Annotated in this window: 22 protein-coding genes; 14 read left to right on the forward strand and 8 right to left on the reverse strand. The window is 46.7% G+C overall.

All coding sequences use genetic code 11. From position 1 onward, the window contains the following. Positions 1-259: 259 nt before the first annotated feature. Both groL and IQ263_RS20825 read right to left on the reverse strand, forming a co-directional pair. The gene (groL, locus tag IQ263_RS20820) at positions 260-1,942 is read right to left on the reverse strand and encodes a chaperonin GroEL (RefSeq protein WP_194069898.1); all 1,683 of its coding nucleotides are present in this window, start codon (positions 1,940-1,942) and stop codon (positions 260-262) included. A gap of 52 nt (positions 1,943-1,994) precedes the next feature. Next, positions 1,995-2,210 carry a hypothetical protein gene (locus IQ263_RS20825; RefSeq protein WP_194069900.1) on the reverse strand — a complete coding sequence of 72 codons (216 nt, stop codon included), beginning with the start codon at positions 2,208-2,210 and terminating at the stop codon, positions 1,995-1,997. 437 nt (positions 2,211-2,647) lie between these two features. Here IQ263_RS20825 and IQ263_RS20830 point away from each other — a divergent pair, with 437 nt between their 5' ends. The 6 genes from IQ263_RS20830 (at position 2,648) to IQ263_RS20855 (ending at position 7,275) form a co-directional block, all read left to right on the forward strand. Beyond that, on the forward strand, positions 2,648-4,396 hold the full coding sequence (locus IQ263_RS20830) for an ABC transporter ATP-binding protein (RefSeq protein ID WP_194069902.1): 1,749 nt from the start codon (positions 2,648-2,650) through the stop codon (positions 4,394-4,396). 685 nt (positions 4,397-5,081) lie between these two features. Continuing rightward, on the forward strand, positions 5,082-5,417 hold the full coding sequence (locus IQ263_RS20835) for a hypothetical protein (protein ID WP_194008708.1): 336 nt from the start codon (positions 5,082-5,084) through the stop codon (positions 5,415-5,417). A gap of 641 nt (positions 5,418-6,058) precedes the next feature. Continuing rightward, on the forward strand, positions 6,059-6,478 hold the full coding sequence (locus tag IQ263_RS20840; protein ID WP_194069904.1) for an MAPEG family protein: 420 nt from the start codon (positions 6,059-6,061) through the stop codon (positions 6,476-6,478). 74 nt (positions 6,479-6,552) lie between these two features. Beyond that, complete coding sequence (locus IQ263_RS20845) at positions 6,553-6,735, forward strand: hypothetical protein (RefSeq protein ID WP_194069906.1); 183 nt, start codon at positions 6,553-6,555, stop codon at positions 6,733-6,735. Then, complete coding sequence (locus IQ263_RS20850; RefSeq protein WP_194069908.1) at positions 6,704-7,072, forward strand: hypothetical protein; 369 nt, start codon at positions 6,704-6,706, stop codon at positions 7,070-7,072. Before IQ263_RS20845 ends, IQ263_RS20850 begins: the two co-directional genes overlap by 32 nt. 44 nt (positions 7,073-7,116) lie before the next feature. Continuing rightward, a complete protein-coding gene (locus tag IQ263_RS20855; protein WP_194069910.1) occupies positions 7,117-7,275 on the forward strand; it encodes a hypothetical protein in 159 nt (52 codons plus the stop codon). A 138-nt stretch (positions 7,276-7,413) separates the two neighbouring features. Here IQ263_RS20855 and murD read toward each other — a convergent pair whose 3' ends face one another. Further along, positions 7,414-8,760: a UDP-N-acetylmuramoyl-L-alanine--D-glutamate ligase gene (gene murD, locus IQ263_RS20860; RefSeq protein WP_194069912.1), complete on the reverse strand. Its 1,347-nt coding sequence runs from the start codon at positions 8,758-8,760 to the stop codon at positions 7,414-7,416. 115 nt (positions 8,761-8,875) lie between these two features. Here murD and IQ263_RS20865 point away from each other — a divergent pair, with 115 nt between their 5' ends. Then, on the forward strand, positions 8,876-9,100 hold the full coding sequence (locus IQ263_RS20865) for a hypothetical protein (RefSeq protein ID WP_194069914.1): 225 nt from the start codon (positions 8,876-8,878) through the stop codon (positions 9,098-9,100). A 62-nt stretch (positions 9,101-9,162) separates the two neighbouring features. Here the strand turns inward: IQ263_RS20865 and glyS are convergent, their stop codons facing one another. Then, entirely contained in the window at positions 9,163-11,313 is a 2,151-nt protein-coding gene (gene glyS / locus IQ263_RS20870) for a glycine--tRNA ligase subunit beta (RefSeq protein ID WP_194069916.1), read from the reverse strand. Positions 11,314-11,637: 324 nt separating this feature from the next. Here glyS and IQ263_RS20875 point away from each other — a divergent pair, with 324 nt between their 5' ends. Beyond that, positions 11,638-12,765, forward strand: a complete 1,128-nt coding sequence (locus IQ263_RS20875) for a HetZ-related protein 2 (protein WP_194069918.1) — start codon at positions 11,638-11,640, stop codon at positions 12,763-12,765. 57 nt (positions 12,766-12,822) lie between these two features. Further along, positions 12,823-12,996, forward strand: a complete 174-nt coding sequence (locus IQ263_RS20880; RefSeq protein ID WP_194069920.1) for a hypothetical protein — start codon at positions 12,823-12,825, stop codon at positions 12,994-12,996. A 34-nt stretch (positions 12,997-13,030) separates the two neighbouring features. Here IQ263_RS20880 and IQ263_RS20885 read toward each other — a convergent pair whose 3' ends face one another. After that, positions 13,031-13,210, reverse strand: a complete 180-nt coding sequence (locus IQ263_RS20885; protein ID WP_194069922.1) for a hypothetical protein — start codon at positions 13,208-13,210, stop codon at positions 13,031-13,033. 161 nt (positions 13,211-13,371) lie between these two features. Between IQ263_RS20885 and IQ263_RS20890 the strand changes: the two genes are divergently transcribed. Continuing rightward, positions 13,372-14,463, forward strand: a complete 1,092-nt coding sequence (locus IQ263_RS20890) for a GspE/PulE/PilB domain-containing protein (RefSeq protein WP_194069924.1) — start codon at positions 13,372-13,374, stop codon at positions 14,461-14,463. Between the two features lie 292 nt (positions 14,464-14,755). Here IQ263_RS20890 and IQ263_RS20895 read toward each other — a convergent pair whose 3' ends face one another. The 3 genes from IQ263_RS20895 to trpB all read right to left on the reverse strand — a co-directional run bounded on the left by IQ263_RS20895 (position 14,756) and on the right by trpB (position 17,417). Further along, a complete protein-coding gene (locus tag IQ263_RS20895; RefSeq protein WP_194069926.1) occupies positions 14,756-15,394 on the reverse strand; it encodes a ribonuclease D in 639 nt (212 codons plus the stop codon). A 207-nt stretch (positions 15,395-15,601) separates the two neighbouring features. Next, positions 15,602-16,111 (reverse strand): CAP domain-containing protein, encoded by a 510-nt coding sequence (locus IQ263_RS20900; protein ID WP_194069928.1) that lies wholly within the window; start codon positions 16,109-16,111, stop codon positions 15,602-15,604. 64 nt (positions 16,112-16,175) lie between these two features. Beyond that, positions 16,176-17,417 (reverse strand): tryptophan synthase subunit beta, encoded by a 1,242-nt coding sequence (trpB, locus tag IQ263_RS20905; protein ID WP_194069930.1) that lies wholly within the window; start codon positions 17,415-17,417, stop codon positions 16,176-16,178. A 255-nt stretch (positions 17,418-17,672) separates the two neighbouring features. Here trpB and IQ263_RS20910 point away from each other — a divergent pair, with 255 nt between their 5' ends. The 4 genes from IQ263_RS20910 to IQ263_RS20925 all read left to right on the forward strand — a co-directional run. Next, positions 17,673-18,041, forward strand: coding sequence for a translation initiation factor (locus IQ263_RS20910; protein ID WP_194008720.1), 369 nt, complete (start codon positions 17,673-17,675; stop codon positions 18,039-18,041). A 351-nt stretch (positions 18,042-18,392) separates the two neighbouring features. Next, positions 18,393-18,986, forward strand: a complete 594-nt coding sequence (gene recR, locus IQ263_RS20915; protein WP_194008721.1) for a recombination mediator RecR — start codon at positions 18,393-18,395, stop codon at positions 18,984-18,986. Positions 18,987-19,154: 168 nt separating this feature from the next. Next, a complete protein-coding gene (locus IQ263_RS20920) occupies positions 19,155-21,251 on the forward strand; it encodes a prolyl oligopeptidase family serine peptidase (RefSeq protein ID WP_194069932.1) in 2,097 nt (698 codons plus the stop codon). 939 nt (positions 21,252-22,190) lie between these two features. Continuing rightward, positions 22,191-25,939, forward strand: a 3,749-nt coding sequence (locus IQ263_RS20925; protein ID WP_194069934.1) for a DUF4347 domain-containing protein, incomplete at its 3' end; no start/stop codon positions are given.

Consider the following 25,939-nt stretch of genomic DNA (forward strand, 5'->3'; position numbering starts at 1 on the left):
GATGGGGAGATTGGAGAGATTGGAGAGATTGCCCAAGAGAGAGAGAGAGATGCGGTTTTTGGGAAAAATCTTAGTCTATCGATAGCGTCAGGTGCGCGAGGCGCACCCTACAGACGCTACAGACGGCTTTTTGGTCTCAAAAGCCACCAATCAGCAGGCAGTTTTTAGCCGCAAACTCACGACTAATGACTAATGACTAATGACTAATGACTAATGACTCATGACTCATGACTGATGACTGATGACTCATGACTGATGACTACATCATGCCCATGCCGCCCATGCCACCCATGCCGCCCATGCCGCCCATGCCGCCCATGCCGCCCATGCCGCCCATGTCGCCCATGTCGCCGCCGGCTTTTTTCTTCTCGGGTTTTTCGACAATCACGGCTTCGGTGGTCAACACCATGCCAGCAATGGAACCGGCATTCTGTAAAGCCGATCGCACAACCTTAGCCGGATCGATAATCCCGGCGGCAATCATATCTTCGTACACGTCGGTGAGAGCATTGTAGCCAATGTTCAACTCGCTCGCGCGCACTCGCTCGATCGCGATCGAACCTTCAACGCCCGCATTATCAGCGATTTGACGCAAAGGAGCTTCCAAAGCCTTCGCAACCAAGTCAGCGCCTACTTGTTCTTCAGCGTCTAAAGTGTTTTTGATTGCATCTATTTTGGTAATCAGGTGAATCAGCGTCGTGCCGCCTCCTGCGACGATGCCTTCTTCCACAGCAGCTTTAGTAGCGTTGAGAGCATCTTCAATGCGAAGTTTGCGGTCTTTGAGCTCGGTTTCGGTAGCTGCGCCTACTTTAATTACAGCGATACCGCCAGCTAGTTTGGCAATGCGTTCGCTCAATTTTTCTCGATCGTAATCGGAATCCGTCGCTGCTAGTTGCTTGCGAATTTGCTCGATCCGTGTTTGCACGTCAGCTTTGTGTTCATCGCCAGCGACAATGATCGTGTTTTCTTTGTCGATCGTAATTTTGCGGGCGGTACCGAGCATTTCTAGTGTTGCGGTATCAATGCTGAGTCCGACTTCTTCGGAAATCAGTTGACCGCCGGTCAGAACGGCGATATCTTGTAGCATAGCCTTGCGTCGATCGCCAAAACCAGGAGACTTGGTAGCTGCGACGTTCAACACGCCACGTGCTTTGTTGATGACCAAAGTTGCCAAAGCTTCGCCTTCAATATCTTCGGCGATAATTAGCAGGGGTTGACCGGTGCGGGCGACTTTTTCGAGAACCGGAATTAATTCTTGAATGGAGTTAATTTTTTTGTCGGTGATCAGGATGCGAGCATTTTCATACTCAACTTCCATGCGATCGCTATTGGTGACGAAATACGGCGAAAGATATCCGCGATCGTACTGCATCCCTTCGACAACTTCCAATTCTGTTAACAGAGATTTCGACTCTTCAACAGTAATTACGCCGTCTTTGGTGACTTTTTCCATTGCTTGCGCGATCATCGCGCCTACTTCTTCGTCGTTACCGGCGGAGACAGTGGCGACCTGAGCAATGGCCGCGCCTTCGACTGGTTTCGCCAATTTTTCGATTTCTTTGACCAAATGGGCGATCGTTTTGTCAATACCCCGGCGCAGGGCGACTGGATTTGCGCCTGCTGCGACGTTTTTCAAACCTTCGCGAATCAGAGATTGAGCGATCACCGTGGCGGTTGTAGTGCCGTCGCCTGCGATATCTTTAGTTTTGGAGGCGACTTCTTGAATTAAGCGAGCGCCGGCATTTTCCAGGGGGTCTTCGAGTTCGATTTCCCTAGCAACGGTGATACCGTCGTTAACGATTTGAGGAGCACCGTATTTTTTTTCTAATAGGACGTTCCGGCCTTTCGGGCCCAAGGTGATGCGGACTGCATCGGCGAGTTGATTTACCCCGCGTTCTAGTGCCCGCCTAGATTTGTCGCTAAATGCAACTATTTTGGTCATGTTTGTCTCCTTTGGCTTACATAGCAAATTTAGCACTCTCTGGGTCTGAGTGCTAAGCCGATCGATTTTTGATTGTAGCGCACCCCAGCTTTCTAGGGGATGGGGGAGGCGGATTGGGGATGGCGGGCGAGGAGTGCGGGTGGCTCAGGACACGGCGCTGTGGTGTCTCCACGGATATAATGTGGTTTGTGTCATTTCGCGCGATCGGCTTTTGTCTCAAGTCCAATCCCAATTTTGATAACCACTCATCCCAAAGCACAATTTTCATTCAAAAAATTCTTAACTTCCATCGATCGTCTAGCTTAGGATAGAGCTTCCTTCTAGTTTCTTTTTACCTCGAGCGAAGCCTTTCATGCCTTCTTCCTAATCACGAATGACAACGGACAACGGACAACTGATAACGGACAACTGACAACTAAGAGGGCCCGCACGCACCATCCACCGCCCCTACCAACTGACAACTAAGAGGGCGGGCACGGGGTACCGCCCCTACCAACTAACAACTGACAACTAACAACTGACAACTGACAACTAACAACTAACAACTGACAACTGACAACTAACAACTAACAACTAACAACTACCAACTAACAACTAACAACTACCAACTAACAACTAACAACTAACAACTAACAACTAACAACTGACAACTAACAACTGACAACTAACAACTGACAACTAACAACGGACAACTGACTTAACATAATGGCTCGTTATTCTCGACTACAAAAACTCGGTTCTTATATGCGCCCCCACTGGAAACCCGCATTCTGGGGCGTTTTCTCGCTATTAATTGTCAATGCTGTGGGCGTTTACATTCCCCTGCTGATTCGGAATGCCATTGACACTCTCCAAGTTGCCACTAAATTTGACCAAGTTTTCAACTACGTGCTCCTAATTCTGCTCCTCGCGTCAATTATGTGGGGCATTCGGATGGTGTCGCGGATTTTGCTGTTTGGCGTGGGCCGTCAAGTCGAATTTGACCTCAAACAGCAAATATTTAATCATTTATTAACATTAGAACCGTCTTATTTTGCGGCCAATACGGTAGGGGATTTAATTAACCGGGCTACTTCCGATTTAGACAACATTCGCCGCTTGGTGGGGTTTGCGGTGCTGAGTTTGGCGAATACAGCTTTTGCCTATGCTTTGACTTTGCCGGTGATGCTGGGAATTGATGTACGGCTGACGCTGTTGGCGATCGCAGTTTATCCTGTAATGCTAGTTTTGGTGCAGTTATTTAGCGACAAACTTCGCATCCAGCAATTAGCCGTACAAGAAGAACTATCGGCAATGAGCGATTTGATTCAAGAAGATATGAGCGGCATTTCCGTAATTAAAATCTACGCTCAAGAAGAAAACGAACGGCGCGCCTTTCGCAATTCTAACGCCCAATTGCTATCAGCAAATTTGGAACTTGCAAAAACCAGAAACTTTCTTTTTCCACTGCTGGGCGGTTTGGCAAGCATCAGCTTGTTAGTGCTGCTTTCTGCTGGCGGCGGCGCAATTGCTAAGGGCGAAATTAGCATCGGCGATTTTGTGGCGCTGCTGATTTATGTCGAGCGTTTGGTGTTTCCGACAGCGCTGTTGGGTTTCACAATTACTGCTTACCAGCGCGGAGAAGTCAGTGTCGATCGCATCGAATCAATTCTGACTGTGCAAGCGCAAATTAAGGATACTGCAGGTGCAGTTGAAATGCCAACTCCAGTAATCGGCGAAATTGCCGCCAGCAACTTAAATTATACTTATCCCGGTGCTAAGACACCCGCGCTCAAGAATGTCAATTTTACTATAAAACCGGGGGAAACAGTCGCAGTTGTTGGGGCGATCGGCTCTGGAAAATCAACCTTAGCTAATGCACTGCCGCGCTTGCTAGATATCGATCCGGGTGAGTTATTTTTGGACGGGCACGATATTACCGCAGTGAAGTTGAACCAATTGCGCGGGGCGATCGCCTACGTGCCCCAAGAAAGCTTTTTGTTCGGCACTACCATCAAGAATAACATCCGCTACGGCAATCCCTTAGCAGAACAGCCCGAAGTTGAATCAGCAGCCAAACAAGCGCAAATTCACCCCGAAATCCTCAACTTTCCGCAGCAATACAAAACAGTTGTCGGCGAACGCGGCATTACCTTATCCGGCGGACAGCGGCAGCGGACAGCATTAGCCAGAGCCTTGTTAGTTGACGCTCCCGTGCTAATTTTGGACGACGCTCTTTCCAGCGTAGACAATCAAACAGCTACCGATATTCTGCATAACTTGGCAACAGGAACCGATCGCAAAACAGTGATTTTCATCTCGCATCAGATGTCCGCTGCTGCTACAGCCGATCGCATTTTCGTCATGGAAAAAGGAGAAATAGTCCAAAGTGGCACTCACGCAGAATTGGTAGGACAACCAGGGCTTTATCAGTATTTGTGGAACCAGCAAAAACTAGAAGAATTGCTGCATTGACTTGTACCCGTGTCCACAGGTTTGTACTAAATACTTTACCAATTCCAATCCTCTGGAAAGTGTTTATACAAATTCTCCATAAAGCTACACTAAAATATTAGAGACTCCAGCCAAAAGTGCCAGAATTTGGGGAGAGCATCTCAATGAATGCAAAAAAACAATTTCTTTACAGTGTTGTCCCCTCTCGCCAGTGTTGGATGGCGAGTGGGGAAAGCACGCATTAAATCAAAGCCGGAGATGCTCCCCTTGGCTGGGAGCATCTCCGGCTTTGTAAAAAGCATTTTTTTCTGATAGTGCGAGCTTAAGAACTCGCGTATTATAGGATACACGAACTCTTAAGCTCGCACTATTAAATGCAAAACACCAGATGCTCCCGAGCAAATCGCTCCTATCGTTTATCGAGTGCAACTTCATAGAGAATTAGTATGAGTTTAAAAATACACTTCTATACATTAGAAATTCAACTCCTTCAAAAATTAGCTCGTAAATTACAAAATTGGGGACATGAGTTAGCCATATCTGCGGCTGAAAATCCTCCGAGCCATCTCAGATGGGTGAAATTTCTATTACTAACGGTGTAGGGATAGAGATGTGCAATATCAGTCTTAAGAGCTTTGTCATTGCTCGATCATTAAGATAAGCTAAAAAGTATTTAAAATCAACAAACATTTGAGGATATTTGGCTATGGACGGTCAAGACCCCGCTGACATCAAGATGGGTAACGTAGATGAAGAAGAAAGTTCAGTTGTCGCACACGGCACGGCCATTTTAGGGATCGATCCTGAAGGAGGAGAGGCCGTACTCTTTAAGGATTTAGAAGTCACAAATTCTAAAGTAAAATTGAGTGCATACCTAGCGATAGATGGAAATTTAAATAAATCCATAGAACTAGGCGAACTCACAGGAACTATGGGTACCGTTAAAAGTGCCGTCCCCCTAGGAACAGATACCTCCCCTTACAATACCGTAGTTCTTCGCGACCAAAAGAGTAAAAAGAAAGTCGCAGTCATTGAATTGTAGACCCGCAAGCGAGTAGGGATGGGATAATATCTCTACTCACCTAAAAATTCACGCTTTATTAACCTTTGCTTACTGTTCCTATACAAATAGGACTTCATCTAGAGCAATTTAATAAAAACTTGTTATTAGCAGTTTTAACCATCCAAAACATCGTGTTCACAGGTAGCACTCACTTATTTGGCAAAATTGTATAAACTAACTTCTTTACACTAACGAATCTATGCCTAGTTAATCGATAAACTTTGGGAATACAAGGCACGCCTTTACGGAGAATTGAACGAAGCCGCGTGCGGATTGCTAAAATGCTCGAAATAAAGCTGGGCGCGCGGGATTCAGGGGTGTAGCTGACAATTAAAGAGGCCAGCATACACGAGAGAGTAATGCCTAGCAAATTGGTGAGCTAGATGAGGCTGGCTTCCAAACATTGTTGAGCAAAATAATCTTCTTGAATTCGCAATAAAGACTTAAGCGCAGCCAGCAAGTTGTGAAGGATGTCCCCGAACCCGAAATTAGTTGCGACGGCACGAATAGCCAGCAGTTACATCAAATCCAGTTTCTTGAATTACTCGATGGCGATGAATGACGCGATCGACAATAATTGATTTATAATCAAGATATCTACCCCAGCACCATACCCAATCATGCTCGCAGAAGCAAACGCCACACTCTGGCCCAGTCTAATTACTATATCAGCATTAATTCTCTACTTCATTCTTACCCTCAACGTCGGCAGAGCCAGATTCAAGTACAAAGTTTCTCCCCCGCAGATGACAGGAAACCCAGACTTTGAGCGAGTAGTGCGAGTTCAGCAAAATACCTTAGAGCAAATGATTTTATTTTTGCCCTCGCTGTGGATATTCTCGCAGTTTATCAGCCCAATTTGGGCCGCCGGTATCGGCGCAGTTTGGATAATTGGACGCATTTTGTTTGCTTGGGGTTACTATCAAGCAGCAGAAAAACGAGCCGCCGGATTTGGCATTAGTACCTTAGCTACTTTAACTTTGCTTGGCGGTTCCTTAATTGGCATCATCATGGCGCTGCTCAAAGTTTCACAGTCATAACTAATATTAGTAGGATGCGCCAAAAGCACCTTACCCAGTAAATCTAATTCTTTCAATCACCTTCAGGAGTTAATATGTCGGAAAGCAACAAACCCGTATTTCAAATTAGCCAGCAACTTTTTCAACAGCTTACCGAGTGGCAAGAAAAAATCGCACTAGAAGATGAATTAGCAACCGAGTCAGAAGACGATAAACAAATTGAGGTAAAAAGTCCTCCCGACAGTTATGAACAGAATTCTCAAACAAATAATTCCTAGTTTTTGGGTGGCAGCATCTTTGGCATTTCCGGCTGCTGTCTCGGCTCAATCGCTGACACCAGGCCAAATTCAGCAAGTCAATAGCGGTTTGTTTCGTTCTAATTCTCAAGATTTCTTTGAGCAAGGAAATCGCCAATTGGAAATAGAAATTGCTATTTTGTTGAAAAATAATGTCGCTTCCGAAAGCGAGATTTTGGAGATTGATGAAAAATTGCTATCTCAGATTTGTCGGCAAGAATTTAAAATATTTTCGTCACATTCTGATACAATAATTGCTGCTCAAATTGCCAGTTTTAATGGACAAATGAAAGAGATTTGTAGGAAAATCAAAATCTAAATGAGGTAAAAAATAAAAGTTGGGTGTTAATGGATAAAGAAGCAATGACAAAATTGAAAATAGCAATGCTGGAAGCGGAAACGGTGGCTCAATTGACAGCAATAATTATTGATTATACTCATGAGGAAATGATGCAAGTTTTTGGTGAGCTAGAATTGGAACAGCAGGCTAGAATTAAGGATATTTGGAAGACTGTTAGTTAAATTAGATTGGTCTAAATCAGAGGTTTTAATTTTTAACCGCAGATATAAGCTGATAGACGCAGATGAACGCAGATTTAATTTTGTTAGTGTTCGCTGTGTATAATAATTTTAATTTGTACACAGCGAACAATGACATATCTAAACTAGGGATTCGAGACACAATTGACGGAAATGATCCCCCCGCTGCTCGAAGTTTTGGTATTGATCGAAACTGGCGCAAGCTGGCGAAAGCAGCACGACTTTAGCGTTGTTCTGTTTGCCTAATTCTGCGGCTCTGGGCACTGCTTTTTCCATTGTTTCGACGATTTCCCAAGCATTATAATTTGCTTGTTCTAGCCGATCGCTAAAAATACCTGCTGCATCCCCAATTAACAGCACTCCCACAGCTTTCGCCTTGATTGTATCGATCCAAGCGCGATCGTCACCTTCTTTGGGATCGCCGCCCGCAATCAAAATCGCCGGCGCGCTGACAGAAGCCAACCCGACTTGCGCCGCATCGTAATTGGTAGCTTTGCTGTCGTTGATGAAATCTATGCCTTCCCAAGTGCGGATGTGTTCGAGACGGTGCGACACTCCGGGGAATTTAGCAATGGCTTGGGCGATCGCACTTTTATCTATCCCCGCCAAATTAGCCGTCGCCACCGCCATCAACAAATTTTGCAAATTGTGCTCTCCCACCATCCGCAAAGACGAAGCAGGCAAAATTTTCTCGCTTTGAGCAATTACCCAACCCTCTGCGATGTAGGCTCCAAAAGCCCGCTTTCCTAATAATTCCTGTTCACCTTTGACACTCGTCCAACACGCATCCGGCCAAATGTCAACTCCTTGCTGCCGCAAACCAGGATCGTCGCCATTAATTACTTGCAATTCCGACTTTTTCAGCAAATGCGCTTTAATGTTGTAGTAATTTTCTAAAGTTTTGTGGCGGCTGAGGTGATCCGGTGTCAAAGTCGTTAAAACTCCGATTCGCGGCGCTACAGACGGCGAGGATTCTATCTGATAGCTGCTGATTTCTGCGATTACCCAATCCGGCGGTTTTTCAGCTAAAGCTAATTCGCACGCAGCATAGCCAATATTGCCGCAAGCGGGAGCGTGAAGCCCTGCTTCTGCAAAAATAGCAGCAATTAAAGCAGTAGTCGTAGTTTTGCCGTTAGTGCCACTAATTCCCACCCAAGGAGCTTTGAGATAGCGCCACGCCAGCGCCATTTCTCCGATTGTTTCAATGCCTAACTCTCTGGCTCGCGCTAATGCTGGATTGTCCCAGGGAACTCCCGGACTTACTACTATTAATTCTATCGATTTGTCTGGTTCAAAAGATTTACCTAACTCAACTGCAATTCCTTCGCTGGCGAGTTCCTGTTGCTGTTCGAGCAAGTTTGGGGAAGATGAGCGATCGCTCAGCGTTACTTCCCATCCTTCGCGTTTTAGCAGTCTGGCGGCGGCATTCCCCGATTTTCCTAATCCAATGATGTGAGCGATCGGCATAAGTTGTGTGTGTGTTGGAGCGAATTTCCCTGGTTTTTTCCTTTTATGTCGGTTACGGTTTTTTTTGATGATTTAACCGCAGAGGGCGCAGAGGGCGCAGAGGAGGAGAAGAGAGATGATAGAAATAATAGTTCCGATACTAATTGATTTGATTTTACATCAAAACTTTTGGCGGGAATCTAATATCTCAAATCTTAAATCGATTGACGATCGGCATCAGTTTTGTGATAGAGCGAATTTTCTGGTTTTTTTCCTTTTATGTCGGTTACGGTTTTTTTTTGATGATTTAACCGCAGAGGGCGCTGAGGGCACAGAGGAGAGAGATGATAGAAATGAATAATTCCGATACTAATTGATTTGATTTTACATCAAAACTTTTGGTGGCAATCTAGTCTCCAAAATCTAAAATCGATTGACGATCGCCCCAAAGTCAGCCAACACCCGCGCGTGATTCCGCAGCAAACCCAGCAAATTCAAGCGATTGCGCTTAATTTCCGGGTCGGAATCCATCACCAAAACGCTTTCTGGGCCGTCAAAAAAGTTGCTCACAGCCGGAGCAATGTCAGTCAAACTCTCTACTAATTGTTGGTAATTCCGAGTTTGTTTGGATAGCAGCGTTTGCGGCACCAACTGCACAACGGCATCATAAAAAGCTTGTTCGGACGACTTTTGAAACAACTCTGGTTTCACCGCATTTTTCGGTTCCAATTCAACTTTATCCAAATCTCCTTGAGCCGCTAAACGAGTTGAACGGTTGACTGTTTCGTAAATCCGATCCAAAGTCTTGTCATTGCGGATTTCTTGCAGAAACAGCGCTCTTTCCAGCGTGTCCAACAAATCTTTCAATGCCCGTTCGGTATATTCGGGGTCGTTTTCTCCCAAAACGGCATTCACCAAATCGTAATCTACATTCTTTTCTTCTTGCAGCAAAGTCCGAATTCTTTGCAGGAAAAATTCGTATAATTGTGAAAGTAATTCTGGGCTTGTTTCCGGGCGAATTACTGTAAATTCGGCTACAACTTCTGCGAGTAACTGGTGCAAATTAATTGGCAACTGAGCCGCCCAAATAATGTTAATTATGGCATTGGCTGCGCGGCGCAAAGCAAAGGGATCGGAGGAACCTGTCGGCAACATTCCCAAGCCGAAGATGCTGACTAATGTATCTAATTTGTCGGCGATTCCGACAATTTGACCTGTCAGAGTTTGGGGTAAATTGTCCCCCGCGCCTCTAGGCAAATAATGCTCGAAAATCGCTGTGGCTACGGCTTTTGCTTCGCCGCAGGCTAAGGCGTATTTCTGCCCCATGATTCCTTGCATTTCGGGAAGTTCGTAAACCATTTGGGTTACGAGGTCGGCTTTGCAAAGTAAGGCTGCTCTTTCTATGTAAGCTTTTTCTTCGGCAGTTATTTGCAGTTGGTTGGTGATGAGGCTGGCAATTTTGCACAGGCGATCGACCTTGGCGCGCACTGTCCCTAAATCTTCCTGAAAAGTGACTTTCTCCAACTTTGGCAAATAATCCTCTAGAGGCTTGGCCAAGTCTGCTTTGTAGAAAAACTCACCGTCGGCCAACCTCGCCCGCACGACTCGCTCGTTACCCGCAGCAATAATCGCCGATGCGGCCGGATCTCCGTTGGAAATTGTAATGAAGTAGGGCAGAAGTTCGGGAAAGTCGGGGCTTTTGAGGATTGGGAAATAGCGCTGGTTTGTAACAATAATTGTGGTGATTACTTCCGGCGGCAATATCAAAAATTCTTCGTCAAATTTGCCGACTACTGCGTTGGGCCATTCTACTAAGTCGGTGACTTCTTCTAACAAATCTTCGGTAATGTCGGCGTAACCGCCTTGTTTTGTGGCTGCGGCTTCTACTTGTGCTTTAATTTGATTTTTGCGCTGGGTTCGATCGACTTCGACGCAAGCAGCCCGCAGACACTCGACATAATCTTCGGCTTGCGGAATCGAGACTGGCTGCGGGTGCAAGACGCGATGTCCTTGGGAAATTCGATCGCTCTTGACCGTATCCGAACCGCTGACCAAGGCGATCGGCAGTACAGTATCATCTAACAGTGCCACGATCGATCGAATCGGGCGCGGAAACTTCAAATCTCCGTCAGCCCACCGCATGAATCTTTTGCCTTCTAACTTATTAATCCACTGCGGCACAAGTTCTGTCAAAATATCCGCACTCAGCCGCCCCGGAATCTTTTTGAGCACAAACACAAAATCGCCTTTATCCGTAGCGCGAACCGACAAAGCATCGATTTCTACGCCTTGTTTTTTGGCAAAACCTTCGGCTGCTTTCGTCGGTTTCCCGTCTTTAAAAGCCGAACTTGCGGGCGGGCCTTTTACTTCTTCTTCTCTGTCTGATTGCTTGATTGGCAATCCTTCGATCAGAACGGCCAAACGCCTCGGAGTGGCGTATACATTAATTGATTCATTTGTCAATGATTGTTCTGCCAGAGTTGCAGGTACGAGCCGTTCCCACTGCCGGACGCTGCTGGCGACAAAAGATGCGGGCAGTTCTTCGGTACCGAGTTCTAATAAAAAGTTAGGCATATAGAAATTCTGAAGTTAGTGAGGTACGGATTGGTAATGGGTAATGGGTAATCGGTAATCGGTAATTGGTAATTAGTAATTGGTAATGCGCGATCGGCTGGCTAGTACCTCAGTTGATTGAAAACCACTAATTAACAGAATTGGGTGTTTTTGTCAATAGGCAATTAATTTGCCCGTTCCATAATCTAAAAAACCCTGGAATCGATCTCGATAACGCATTGACAGAACTATTTTACCGAGGCGCAAGTCCTATTAAATCCAAAAAAGACTCAAAAAACCAGCATACCACTTAAAATCGGGGGTGAAAGATAATCTCAGCAGCCCATGACCTTGGCGGAAAGACTAGCACAAGATTGGAAGTCGCGACTAGAAAAAGATTGCCCCGACGAGAGTTCTAGCACTCGCGAGAGTGTTGTCCGCTGGCTGTTGGGAGACAAGCCAGAAAGATTTGACTCTCTGAATCCGACTCAACTCACCGTCGCCTGTGGGGCGATCGACTTTTTATATCGAATTTTACAGCAGCGCTATCTGGGAGTCGCGCCAGAAAAAGCTTACCGCAACTTGATCGGGCGGCTGGGCGGTTTGGTGGTGCTCCGGCAAAAAATCCAAGCGTGGGTTTCCCTAAGCCGCGACAGACAGCGGAGTGCGGTGGAGGTATTGCAAGAAGTGATTCAGGAAATGCTTAATTCCGATCGCTACCTGCAGCAGCAAGTCGCCTGGATTGCCGAATGCACGACAGACAAACGCCTGCGAAATGCTTTGCTGCTAGCTAGTACAGAAGAATACTGTTTGCGGCCCATCCGCAACCAACCGCTGCTAGTTTACCGCTTCGTCAACTACCTGCGGCGTTCCCAGCGGGGCGGGTTGACGCAAGTCCCGGCGGGAGATTGGGTGCGGCTGGTGTCGGAACAAATTCTACCCGACGATACAGAGGAACCGCTCAGTCTGCTAGACACACAGGCGATGTCCGATTACCGAGAAAATCAAGTTTGGGAAGAGCGACAAGCGGGGCGGCAGATTGTCCAGCAAGAATTTGAGAATTATTTGAGGGATCAAGTCGATCCGCTGGCTTGTCAGTGGCTGCGGCTTTACCTGCAAGGCCGTTCCCAAGAGGCAATTGCTGAGGCTTTGAACGTTCCAATCAAACAAATTTACCGCTTGCGAGAAAAAGTCAGTTACCACGCGATTCGGGTTTTTGCGGTCAAACAAGCACCGGAATTAGTCGCTAATTGGCTGGAAACTTCGCTCAAAGAACACAATTTGGGTTTGACTCCCGCTCAGTGGCAGCAATATTTACAACATCTCACGCCGATGCAACTGCAGTTGGTCGAATCGCTGAAGGCAGGAAAAAGTGTAGAGACGATCGCATCTGAATTAAAGCTGAAAACTAATCAAGTTATCGGCGAGTGGAGTAAACTCTATTTAGCCGCTCAATCCCTCCGCAACGACTAGATGAATCATTAGTTGCGGGCAATTGCTAATTCTTAATTGACAGTAGGATTTTGCAGAATGCGTGCTACTAATCCATGTCCCAATAGCTACGGAGTCCTGCGATTTTTCCCCCTGGAAAATTCGCACATCGCCCTTGGCGCGATCGCAATTTCGGTAAGATCGATCGGGATATCGCAGCACGGGCGTCATGATATCTCGATCGCTAGCCTCGCCGCGAACTCTGTGGGGTAAAATATGAGCAGCGCGATCGACTTGTCAGGATTTTTTAACAAATCCTCAATTTAGCTGTTGCCCGCAAGTCATTCATTGTGGTGCAGGTGCAATACTTGCGGATTAATGAGATAGTTCTGTCGTTGTCAGCCGCTCGATCGATCCAGTGTTCGCCATCAGCACGCAAGTCATCATCTAATTGTCTATCTTTCGGTAGATATTGAAACGGCAACACAGCAGGGGAAAAATTCTGGGACTGAAGATTTTTTTTTAATAAAAGCTTCCGGTTTTCAGACGAATGTCTCCGTCAGGGAAGTTGCAGCGTTTAATTATATAAAATCAGGTTGTTGTGGTGCGATCGATTGATCGATCGCGCTTCCGACTACAGAGCAGCTAATGGTACATACATCTTCAACAGACTTGGCGGCTACAATGGACATGGACTCCGATCGAATATTTCAACTAATCGACACAGTTGTCCCCTTTGAAGCTTGCCTTTACTATCAAGTTTTGCCTATATCCCTAGAAGGCAATATATTGAAATTGGGCGTAGTCGATGGGCAAGATGACTCCGCCTTGGACTACGTGCAGCGGATTTTAGCTTACATGAATTGCTCAGTCACAACCGAGCAAATTTCCTCGGAAACTCAACGCTCGATGCTCTCAGCTTACTTGCTCCACGGGAACCAAGTCAAAGAACCCAGCCCCACACCAACCGCAGCAGCCCCAGCACCAAAAAATCCCGCACCAGCAAATTCCGCATCGGAAGCAAAAACCCCGACCTCTTTTTCCCAACCCTCCATTCCCGCTAGCCGGTTGAAAGCGACCACCGCAGCAATCAAACCAGCAAGCGCCGAAGTTTACCCGACACCTGCTGATGTGCCGGTTTTGGATGTCGAAGCCTCGTATTTGTCAAGCCCTGTCGAAGTTTTGGCAAATTTACCCGCGCCCCAACTGCTGGAAGAATTGCTCGGTAGAGTGCTGCTAGACGGTATCGGTCGCCTGTTTTTTGAGCGCCCCCAGTCGCAAGGCCGCATTCTTTGGAGTCAAGACGGCGTGTTGAAATCGGTTCTCGAAGGTATCGAACCCGTGCTGTTTGAAGAAGTCATCGATGAGTTGAAGCGGCTGACGGATATGCCTGTTTCCCCAGTCGAACAGCCCAAACAAGTGGAAGTGGAGCGTATATATAAAAACACTCATTTGCTGTTGCGCTTGCGCGTAATGACAGTGGGCGGCAAGGAAGAAGCCACGCTGCAAGTGCTGCGGGGAGCAGCTTTGAGGTTTTACCAACAGCAGCAATTGTCTAGTTTGAGTCGGGACGCGCTGCGGCTGGCCAAAGAATTGCAGCGGAAGGTGAATCTAATGCGCGATCGCACTCGGCTTTCTCCTTTGCCTTTAGACGGGCTACCCGCTTTGGAACAGGTGGTTAAAAATGTTGACGACCAACTTGAAGCTTTGATGCACGAACACAATCCCGATCGGCCCTAATTAGAAATACTTGTAAGTTTTGAACTTTCTTTAACTCGAATATAGCCCGTTGAAATAAATAATAATTAGGTTGGTAGTTAGGACTTTAGTCCTTCTTCTGATTTGGAGCATCTCCTGCATCGCAAAAAGGATGTATTTTTTGCAGTGCGAGCGTCCCCGCTCGCCTGCTGTGTAAAGCACGCGAGTTTTCTACAGCTACAAATGCAAAACACAGATGCACCCTTTTAATTTGGATGAGGAAGGACTAAAGTCCTCACTACAAACCTAGGTGACTGCAATTGTGCGATCGCGCCTAAGATTGCCCGTGCTCAAAAACATCCTTGTACTGCAACAAATCCAAAGTTACAAAAACCGACAAAAATTGAAAACATTGCTGTGCAATTTCCCAGCGTTCTTCTCGCTGCAACATAGCAGTCAACTTTTGTTTAGCGCTTAACAAATAGCGGACATCGTTCGCAGCGTAGTGCAGTTGCTCGTCTGAAAGATTCTCGGAATTTCCCCAATCTGAACTTTGAGAAGTTTTGTTGAGTTCTACTTTTTCTAATTCTTTAATTAAGTCTTTAAGTCCGTGTCTGTTGGTATAAGTTCTCGCTAGTTTGCTCGCTATTTTTGTGCAGAAAATAGGTGCAATCTCAATACTTAAATTGTAGCGCATTGTTGCCATATCGAAGCGGGCAAAGTGAAATACTTTCTCAATATTCGGGACTTCCATTAACTTTTTTAAATTCGGAGCCGCCGTCTGACCTTTAGCAATCCGCACCGCCGCCACTTTACCTTGCGGATCGCACAACTGCACCAAGCACAAGCGATCGCGCCACGGTAGCAAACCCATTGTTTCGGTATCAACGGCGATCGCCTCCGCCGTCAAATAATAAGATAACAGAGCATCGGAAATATCACCATCGCACACTTGAAAATCTGGAAATTCCATTATTAGTAATTGTTGACTGTTGACTGTTGACTGTTGACTGTTGACTGTTGACTGTTGACTGTTGTTAGCAACAACTAATAACTAATAACTAATAACTAATAACTAATAACTAATAACTAATAACTAATGACTAATGACTAATGACTAATGACTAATGACTAATAACTAATGACTAATGACTAATGACTTCTTCCTTCTTGCCTCACCTTATCTACTGCGGACAAAAATCTGAGTAAAATAATACTCGCCTTTGGCATTTTTAGCAATCCCAATACCAGTTAAATTAAACTGACCCTCCATATTTTTGCGGTGGCCCTCACTTTTGATCCAACCTTCAACAGCATTGCGTACCGGATCGTTGTAGCCCATGTTGTAAGCGACATTTTCAGCCACACTTTGATAGGGAACAGTAATTGCTTTCGCCCGCCCCTCAAATCCATCGTGGCTAAATTTAACTTTCCCACTCGCCATATTTTCGCTGTGAATTCTGGCAATCTGACTAATTCGCGGATCGACAGTCAACGGTGGCAACTTTTTAGAGGCTCGATATTGATTTATCTGTTGGTTAACAGCTTTTTCTAAGTCAGCCAGCGAACTCGTCAAAGCAACATTAGTATTCATAGAATCTTGTGGGAGCGATCGCGCAGAAAGTGAATTAGCACAATTAGGCAAGATTGTCAACAATCCTAAAGAAATCAAAACCAAAGCTTTGGACATGAATTTGAATGACAAATAAAGTTAATTGTTACCGATTCCTACAGAGCGATCGCCCAAAATTCCGCTAAACCATCTTCATAACTTTAGCAACAGTATTCACATCTTTGTCGCCGCGCCCCGAACAGTTAAGCACAATGCGCGGACTCCCGGTTAACTGCGGGCACAGAGTCTCCAAATAGGCGATCGCGTGAGCAGTTTCCAAAGCCGGAATAATCCCCTCCAACTGCGAAAGACGCTGAAAAGCCGCCAGCGCATCTGCATCAGTGACACTGTAATATTCGGCCCGGCCAGCATCCTTCAAATAACTGTGTTCCGGCCCCACGCCCGGATAATCCAAACCAGCACTAATCGAATGCGGCTCAATCACTTGACCTTCATTATCTTGCAGCAAATAACTCATCGCCCCGTGCAGAACTCCCACACTTCCCTTAGTCAAAGTAGCAGCGTGTTTGTCCGTATCCACACCCTCGCCCGCCGCTTCAACACCGATCAATCTAACAGTTTCTTCCCCGACAAACTCGTGGAAAAGACCCATTGCATTAGAACCGCCACCGACGCAAGCTAATAAAATATCCGGCAAACCAGCCCACTTTTCCTGACACTGAGCGCGCGTTTCTTGACCGATTACCGCATGGAAATCGCGCACCATCATCGGGTAAGGATGCGGCCCCGCCACCGAGCCCAAAATGTAATGAGTTGTCTCCACATTTGTCACCCAGTCGCGAATCGCTTCGGAAGTCGCATCTTTCAGCGTTCCCGTACCCGCCGCCACCGGTCGCACTTCGGCCCCCATCAGCCGCATTCTAAACACATTTAAAGCCTGTCTTTCCATGTCCTGAACGCCCATGTAGACAACGCATTCCAAACCGAAACGAGCACAAACTGTAGCAGTAGCAACACCGTGTTGACCTGCACCAGTTTCAGCAATTACCCGCTGTTTCCCCATGCGTTTTGCTAACAATGCTTGAGCTAAAGCGTTATTAATTTTGTGAGCACCAGTGTGGTTTAAATCTTCCCGTTTGAGATAAATTTGCGGGCCAGTACCGTCTGCTTTAGCATAATGCTCCGTGAGGCGTTCGGCAAAATACAAAGGGCTGGGGCGGCCGACATAATCTTTGAGCAATCCTTGAAGTTGCTCTTGAAAATCCGCTTCGCTGCGGTATTTTTGAAAAGCCGCTTCTAACTCAAACAAAGCGGGCATTAGGGTTTCTGGGACGTATTTGCCGCCGAATTGGCCAAATCTACCCAGGGAGTCGGGGCGTTGGGCCGCGGTTTCGGAAGTGAGACGCAGGGGGGTGACAGTCATTGGATTTTAGATTTTAAATTTGAGATTGTTCGATTCGCGGGTAAGCTAGAAGGCGGCGCACTCGATCGCGCGCCAGTCGATCGTACCAAATCCCTTGGAGACTTGAGCCGATCGAACAAATTTCATTATAATTCCTTCAACCCTGAACAGACTAATACAATAAATAGAAGATAGAGCGCATTCCGAGCGATCGCAACTTTACCGAACCCGTTAAAACTAGAAATACCAGTAAAAGAAGTTCAGGCATATTAACACATGGCAGCATCCAAACGCAAAGATTCAGACAACAAAACAACCGACGGCAAACGAATAGTTTACTCCGAATTTGGCAACACCGACAACTCAGCCGCCCTCCAACGCGGAACCCCAGAAGTTGCCCCAAATCAACAAAACCTCAAAGTAGAAGCATCCCGAAAAGGACGAGGCGGCAAAACAGTTACAGTCATCAGCGGATTTCAGGGAAAACCCGAAACATTAGCAGACTTAGCCAAGCAGCTAAAAGCCCAATGCGGCACCGGCGGTACAGTTAAAGACAACGAAATCGAAATTCAAGGCGAACACAAGCAAAAACTTGCCGAAATTCTCAAAAAAATGGGCTACAAAGCTAAAATCAGCGGTGGCTAATTTAACTTCAAAACAAAGTTCGCAGTAAGGATTTTAGTTTTTTCCACATTCGCAGTAAGGACTTTAGTTTTTTCCAGATTCGTAGTAAGGACTTTAGTTTTTTCAATTTAAGAAGTAACCAAGAACAAACTGAAGTCGGTACTACGAACAAACAACTTCTTCCATCTTCCATCTTCCCTCTTCCTTCTTCCGACGGACATCGGACTTCTTCCGACGGACTTACATCCGTTACATCCGTTACATCCGTTACATCCCGTACATTGCTCGTTGCCGAACTTCCTTCTTCCGACAGACTTACATCCGTTACATCCCGTACATTGCTCGTTGCCGAACTTCCTTCTTCCTTAATTTATGTATACTCGACCCTTAGCCCGTTTAATCGAACAATTGCAGCGCTTACCAGGAGTCGGGCCAAAAACAGCACAGCGACTCGCTTTGCATATTTTAAAACGACCCGAAGAAGACGTGCAAGCCCTAGCTCAATCTTTAATTGATGCCAAAAAACAAGTCGGTTTCTGTAAAGTATGTTTTCACTTATCCGCTGAACCTGTTTGCGAAATTTGTCGCAACACAAACCGTGACAGTTCTACCATTTGTGTAGTATCCGAATCCCGCGACGTAATCGCCCTAGAAAAAACCAGAGAATACATCGGCAAATATCACGTTGTCGGTGGTGTTATCTCACCGATGGATGGAATTGGCCCGGAACAATTGAACATTCAACCATTAGTCCGGCGCGTTAGCCAGCAAAAGATTAGTGAAGTAATTATTGCGATTAGTCCTAGCGTGGAAGGCGAAACTACTACTCTTTATATCGGTCACTTATTAAAACCTTTTACCAGGGTGACGCGCATAGCTTTTGGTTTGCCGATGGGGGGAGATTTGGAATATGCAGATGAGGTAACTTTGGCTCGTGCTTTGGAAGGAAGGAGGGAATTGGATTAGTTTAAAATGGGCAATCGCTGAGTTGAAATGTTAGAGAAACGAACCGCGAAGACGCAAAGGACACAAAGGAAGATGGGAGAGAAGGAAGTGCGATTGCTTTATTCAGGTTCGCAATCGCAAATTTGCAAAAAAGGTTAAACTAAACAAAGTTACTGAGAGTGAAAAAATATGACTCAATTCGATCGCCCTTTGATCTACCCCACAACCCACAAAACCGACGTATCTGACGATTACCACGGTGTCAAAGTATCAGACCCCTACAGATGGCTGGAAAATCCCGAATCAGAGGAAACCCAAGCCTGGGTGGAAGCCCAAAACGCAGTCACCTTCGGCTACCTCAGCCAAATCCCGGCGCGGGAAAAAATCAAACAGCGACTGACTCAACTTTGGGATTACGAGAAATACGGCATACCTTTCCAAGAAGGCGATCGCTATTTTTACTACAAAAATGACGGTCTACAAAATCAATCCGTACTTTATACTTTACCATCCTTAGACGGCGAACCTAAAGTATTAATTGACCCCAACACTCTCTCGGAAGACGGAACTATTGCTCTCGGCGGCATAGCTATCAGCGAAGACGGCAAACTAATGGCCTACGGTTTGTCAACTTCCGGCTCCGATTGGCAAGAATGGAAAGTTCGCGATGTGGAAACAGGCGAAGACTTATCAGACCATTTAAAGTGGATTAAATTCTCAGGAGCATCCTGGACTCATGACGGTAAAGGCTTTTTTTACAGCCGCTACGACGAACCAAACGAAAAAACTAAACACGAAGACGTTAACTATTACCAAAAACTGTTTTATCACAAGCTTGGCACTTCCCAATCTGAAGACATATTGATCTACGAACGACCGGATCAAAAAGAGTGGGGATTTGGCGCAGGTGTCACCGAAGACGGCCGCTACTTAATTATCTCGGTTTGGCTGGGAACTGAAACCAAAAACTTGATTTTTTACAAAGATTTAACAGCACCGGAATCAAGGGTTGTTGAACTAATTAGCGAATTTGAGGCAGAGTACAGTTTCATCGATAATGACGGCTCTCTTTTCTGGTTTCAAACAGATTTAAATGCACCGCTAGGCCGCGTAATTGCGATCGACATTAGCAACCCACCACCATTATCCCTCGCGGGCAGTGACAGTCAAGGGAAATTCACAGAAATTATTCCCGAAGCAGCCGAAACCCTCGGAGGCATTGGCATCCTCAACAATCAATTTATCGCTTCCTACCTAAAAGACGCCTACACCCAAATTAAAATCTTCAACTTAGAAGGCTGTTTCGTGCGAGAAATCGCCTTACCAGGAATCGGTTCGGCGGGAGGATTTGGCGGCAAGCGGCACGACACGGAAACCTTTTATGCTTACACCAGTTTTACAGCGCCCAACACGATTTACCGCTACAACATGGTGACAGATGAAAGCACTATTTATCGTAAACCAAATGTCGATTTTGACCCCGAAGGTTACGAGACAAAACAAGTATTTTATCCGAGCAAAGATGGTACTCGCGTACCCATGTTTATTACCCACAAAAAAGGCTTGCAATTAGATGGCAATAACCCGACATACCTATACGGTTACGGCGGTTTTGGCATCTCGCTGACTCCTAGTTTCTCGGTTAGCAGGATTGTGTGGTTGGAGATGGGCGGAGTTTACGTCACAGCCTGTTTGCGGGGAGGCGGCGAGTACGGCGAATCCTGGCACCAAGCAGGTACAAAGTTGAAGAAGCAAAACGTGTTTGATGACTTTATCAGCGCTGCTGAATGGTTGATTGAAAACAAGTACACCAAACCGGCTAAATTGGCGATCGCAGGTGGCAGCAACGGCGGATTATTAGTGGGGGCTTGCATGACTCAGCGGCCGGAATTGTTCGGTGCAGCATTGCCGGCAGTTGGCGTTATGGATATGTTGCGCTTCCACAAGTTTACCATTGGTTGGGCTTGGATTTCTGAGTATGGTTCCCCGGAAAATCCCGAAGAATTTCCCACAATCCGCAGCTATTCTCCCCTACACAATCTCAAATCGGGCACAGCTTATCCGGCGACAATGATTACAACTGCCGATCGCGACGACAGAGTAGTTCCCGCCCACAGTTTCAAGTTTGCTTCGGCTTTGCAAGAAACCCAAGGGGGAGAAAAGCCGGTGTTAATTAGGATCGAAACCAAAGCAGGTCACGGGGGCGGTAAACCTACTGCTAAAGTCATTGAAGAATTAGCAGATGAATGGGCTTTTTTGGTGCGCGAGCTCGATATTAAGGTTTAACCAGCGCGGGATTGGGGGTGAATGTATCAGCGTTGTATCTGCCTTAAATCTGCGGTTGACGCATTTATCAAAGATTTATGCAATTACTCTACTCGTCTAATTTTTCCCTCCAATCCTGCGATGTTTCACCGCTGTTCGCAGCATAAACCAGCTCATATAACATAGTTGGCAAAGATTGTCAACCCCCAATTAATGAATTTTATTAAAATGAATTTTTGTATGCTTTAGCGGTCATTTTGACATTTTTTTGAGATCGCTTTTTTCAGTTAGTTTAGCGGCAATGTCAAGCGGGCAACAGAAGTCAATCGAATCTCAAATTAAAAACTTTCCAATTCTCAAAAACAGATTTTTCAGTGGATTTACGGTAAATTTTGGGTGACAAATAATACTTTTATCTGCACTGAGTACCCTTGTGTTACTTACATTACTTCCTTTTTTCAGCCATGCGTAAGTAATCTTCAATCCGGGTCAAAAACCCCTCTTTATAAAACTTAGCGTTTGAAACCCATCTTGCATAAACTGGCGTTATAGTCCAGAAAAGCTAAAAAATAAAAGGGGTATTCAAGCCGGATTTTGTATTGCGGGCGATCGCAATTTCAATTTTCTGGCACAGTCTACGCTCAAAAAAAACAAGACTTAACCGTAGCCGTAAACTTCTGAAAACCTTTGCAGATAAGAGCTTTGAGTTGAGTAGTCATTAGGTAGCAGCAGATGCGCCCCAGCATTCCCCTCCAATTTTGTCTAAAAATTTCAATTCAACAAAAAAACACGTAAGTATTAATTTTGAAGTTTAAGAAAACTTATTAAAAATTTATATTTTGTTGTTGATTGATTTTTTTTAAAGGGGTAGGTTAGAACGGATAAGTAAATCAACGAATAATGAAAATGATCCCTAAAACGTCGCATTTGTCAGCCGTAAAAATACTGAAATCTAAAAATATGGCCACTAAAAACAGCTTTTTTTTTGCAGGCGCGAGCTCTCAAGCAGAGTCTGAAGCCAAAAAATCTCTAGTGGTGGTTGACTCCAGAGTAGAAAATTACGAGCAATTGATCGGTGGGGTCAAAGCAGGAACGGAAGTATTTATACTCAGTGAAACCGGGGGGGCGATCGAGCAAATCACCGAAATTTTGGGTCAGCGCCACAATATCAACAGCCTGCACGTAGTATCTCACGGCCGAGAAGCAGCAATCGCGATCGGCTCAACCGAACTTAATATTGATAATCTAGAAACCCACAGCCACCAATTGCAGCAGTGGGGAAAATCCCTCAGCAAATCCGCCAGCATTCTACTTTACGGCTGCAACATAGCAGCAGGCAAATCCGGCCTTAAATTCATACAAAAAATTAGCGAATTCACCGGAGCAAATATTGCCGCTTCCAACAACTTAACTGGTAGTGCAGCACTAGGCGGCGACTGGGAATTAGAAATTACCACAGGACAAATAAATGCCGAAGTAGCCTTTGAAAAAAAAGTCCTAGAAAACTACAAATCAGTCCTGGCTACCTTAGTATCTGAAAACTTTCAAAATGCAGTAGTCCTAGGGCCTTGGATTTATGGAACTAGCGGCGCTTCAGCCCCTCCAGGCTTAACCGCAGGTGTAGCCAACCCCAACAGCATTATTCCTAATTTAGGAGGCGGTGCTCCCGGTACTGGCGCTTTGAGATTGACAGCAGCCACGGGCAACCAAGCAGCTTTTGTCATCTACAACAGCCCCATTTCTTCCGTTGACGGGCTGAGAGTTACCTTTGATTTATTTGCTTATGGTGGTAATGGGGCTGATGGCGTTAGTTTTTTCCTGATTAACGGAACAGCAACGCCAACAAAAGCCGGAGGATACGGCGGTTCTCTCGGCTATGCTGTTAATAATACCGCCCCAGCAACACCAGGACTTGTCGGAGGTTATTTAGGTGTCGGATTAGATGAATTTGGCAATTTTTCCAATCCTACTGAAGGGCGTATCGGTGGCCCGGGGCAGAGACCTGATTCAATCACAATCAGAGGCAACGCCGCCACCAACTATAACTTTTTGACTACCCGTCAGGTTGCTAGTGGTATAGATGTACCGGGCGGAAGCACCACTCGCGCCCAAGCTAAAAAAAGAGTCCAAATTACCTTACTGCCGGGTAGCAGTCGTCTTTCAGTTGCCTTTGACACGAACGGCGACAATGTATTTGCTCCGGCAGAGACTTTTATCGATATACCAAGTTTAGCGGCGGTAAATGGAGCAATACCGCCTACTTTCAAATTTGGTTTCGCTAGTTCGACCGGCGGGTCTACAAACATTCACGAGGTTGCTAATCTCCTTGTCGAAACGATCAATCCTCCTGCAAGCCAAGCCGACATTTCGGTGCTAAAAACAGGCCCCGCCTTCGTCGCTCCTGGCGGCAACATTACCTACACAATTACCACCAACAATGCTGGGGCCGACACAGCTTCAGATGTTCTGATTCAAGATCAACTGCCCGCAAACTTAACTTTTGTCAGCGCTCTCGACCCTAATGGCAATGGTGTATACAACTCTATAACGCGGACTGTAATCTGGCCGACGGTTCCGGCTTTGGCTAGCGGTGCTAGTGAAGTCCGCACCATCACCGTAAATGCCACCGGGGCGCTTGGGACTACCATAACTAACACTGCTTTTAGCAACTCCAGCACCTACGACCCCACCCCAGCTAACAACAACGGTACTGCTGTAACATCTCAAGTCCTCACTACAGTTGCTCAAGCCGATGTCAGTACCACAAAAATCGGGCCAGTGGCGGAGACTGTTGGCAATATAGTTACTTACACAATTTCCACAGTCAACAACGGGCCGAGCATAGCGACTAACGTCACTGTCACCGACACCATCATTCCCAATTTAACGGGAGTGGTTGCACCGGGTGGCATCTACGATAGCGTTACGGGTATTGTCACCTTCCCTCCTGTGAACTTAGGCATCGGTGTCACCGTACCCAACACAGTCAGCTTCATCGCACCCGCAGGTGTCAGCGTCAGCAACAAGGCTAGCAGCAGCTCAGCTACCCCAGACCCCACTCCGACTAACAACGACGGTAGTGCTCCGGGTGCTAATGTCACCACGACTCTGACAGCCGCCAACCAACCACCAGTAGCCAACCCTACCACTGGGTCAGTTCTGCCGGGAAACACCCTTCCTGTGCCGGGATTGGGAGGAAATGACCCCGACGGGTCGATCGCCTCCTACACCATCAACACCCTGCCACCAGCGGCCCAAGGAATCCTGTTTTTAGGAGATCCAGCCAACGGCGGAGTCGCCGTGACACCGGGTCAAGTATTGACACCGGCACAAATAGGACAACTATTTTTCCAATCCACAGGGACTTTTACCGGAGCCAATTTCACCTACAGCGCTACAGATAACCAAGGTCTCGCCAGCACAGCGCCTGCGACGGCAACTCTGACAGCCGCCAACCAACCACCAGTAGCCAACCCTACCACTGGGTCAGTTCTGCCGGGAAACACCCTTCCTGTGCCGGGATTGGGAGGAAATGACCCCGACGGGTCGATCGCCTCCTACACCATCAACACCATACCGCCAGCGGCCCAAGGAATCCTGTTTTTAGGAGATCCAGCCAACGGCGGAGTCGCCGTGACACCGGGTCAAGTTTTGACACCGGCACAAATAGGACAACTATTTTTCCAATCCACAGGGACTTTTACCGGAGCCAATTTCACCTACAGCGCTACAGATAACCAAGGTCTCGCCAGCACAGCGCCTGCGACGGCAACTCTGACAGCCGCCAACCAACCACCAGTAGCCAACCCTACCACTGGGTCAGTTCTGCCGGGAAACACCCTTCCTGTGCCGGGATTGGGAGGAAATGACCCCGACGGGTCGATCGCCTCCTACACCATCAACACCCTGCCACCAGCGGCCCAAGGAATCCTGTTTTTAGGAGATCCAGCCAACGGCGGAGTAGCCGTGACACCGGGTCAAGTTTTGACACCGGCACAAATAGGACAACTATTTTTCCAATCCACAGGTAGCTTTACCGGTGCCAATTTTACCTACAGCGCCACAGATAACAGCGGCGCAGTTAGCCCCCCAGCTAACGCGAATCTTGGTTTAACAGGAACGACACCCAACCAACCACCAGAAGCCAAACCTACCAACCTCACGGTAAGGCCAAACAGCAGCGGGCCGGTGGCGGGATTGGGAGGAAATGACCCGGATGGGTCGATCGCCTCCTACACCATCAACACCCTGCCACCAGCGGCCCAAGGAATCCTGTTTTTAGGAGATCCGGCCAACGGCGGAGTAGCCGTGACACCGGGTCAAGTTTTGACACCGGCACAAATAGGACAACTATTTTTCCAATCCACAGGTAGCTTTACCGGTGCCAATTTTACCTACAGCGCCACAGATAACAGCGGCGCAGTTAGCCCCCCAGCTAACGCTAGTCTCGGTTTAACAGGAACGACACCCAACCAAGCACCAGAGGCCACACCTACTAACCTCACGGTAAGCCCAAACAGCAGCGTCCCGGTGGCTGGATTGGGAGGAAATGACCCCGACGGGTCGATCGCCTCCTACACCATCAACACCCTGCCCCCAGCGGCCCAAGGAATCCTGTTTTTAGGAGATCCAGCCAACGGCGGAGTAGCCGTGACACCGGGTCAAGTTTTGACACCGGCACAAATAGGACAACTATTTTTCCAATCCAC

The sequence above is a fragment of the Tychonema sp. LEGE 06208 genome, from assembly GCF_015207505.1.
GTDB lineage: Bacteria > Cyanobacteriota > Cyanobacteriia > Cyanobacteriales > Microcoleaceae > Microcoleus.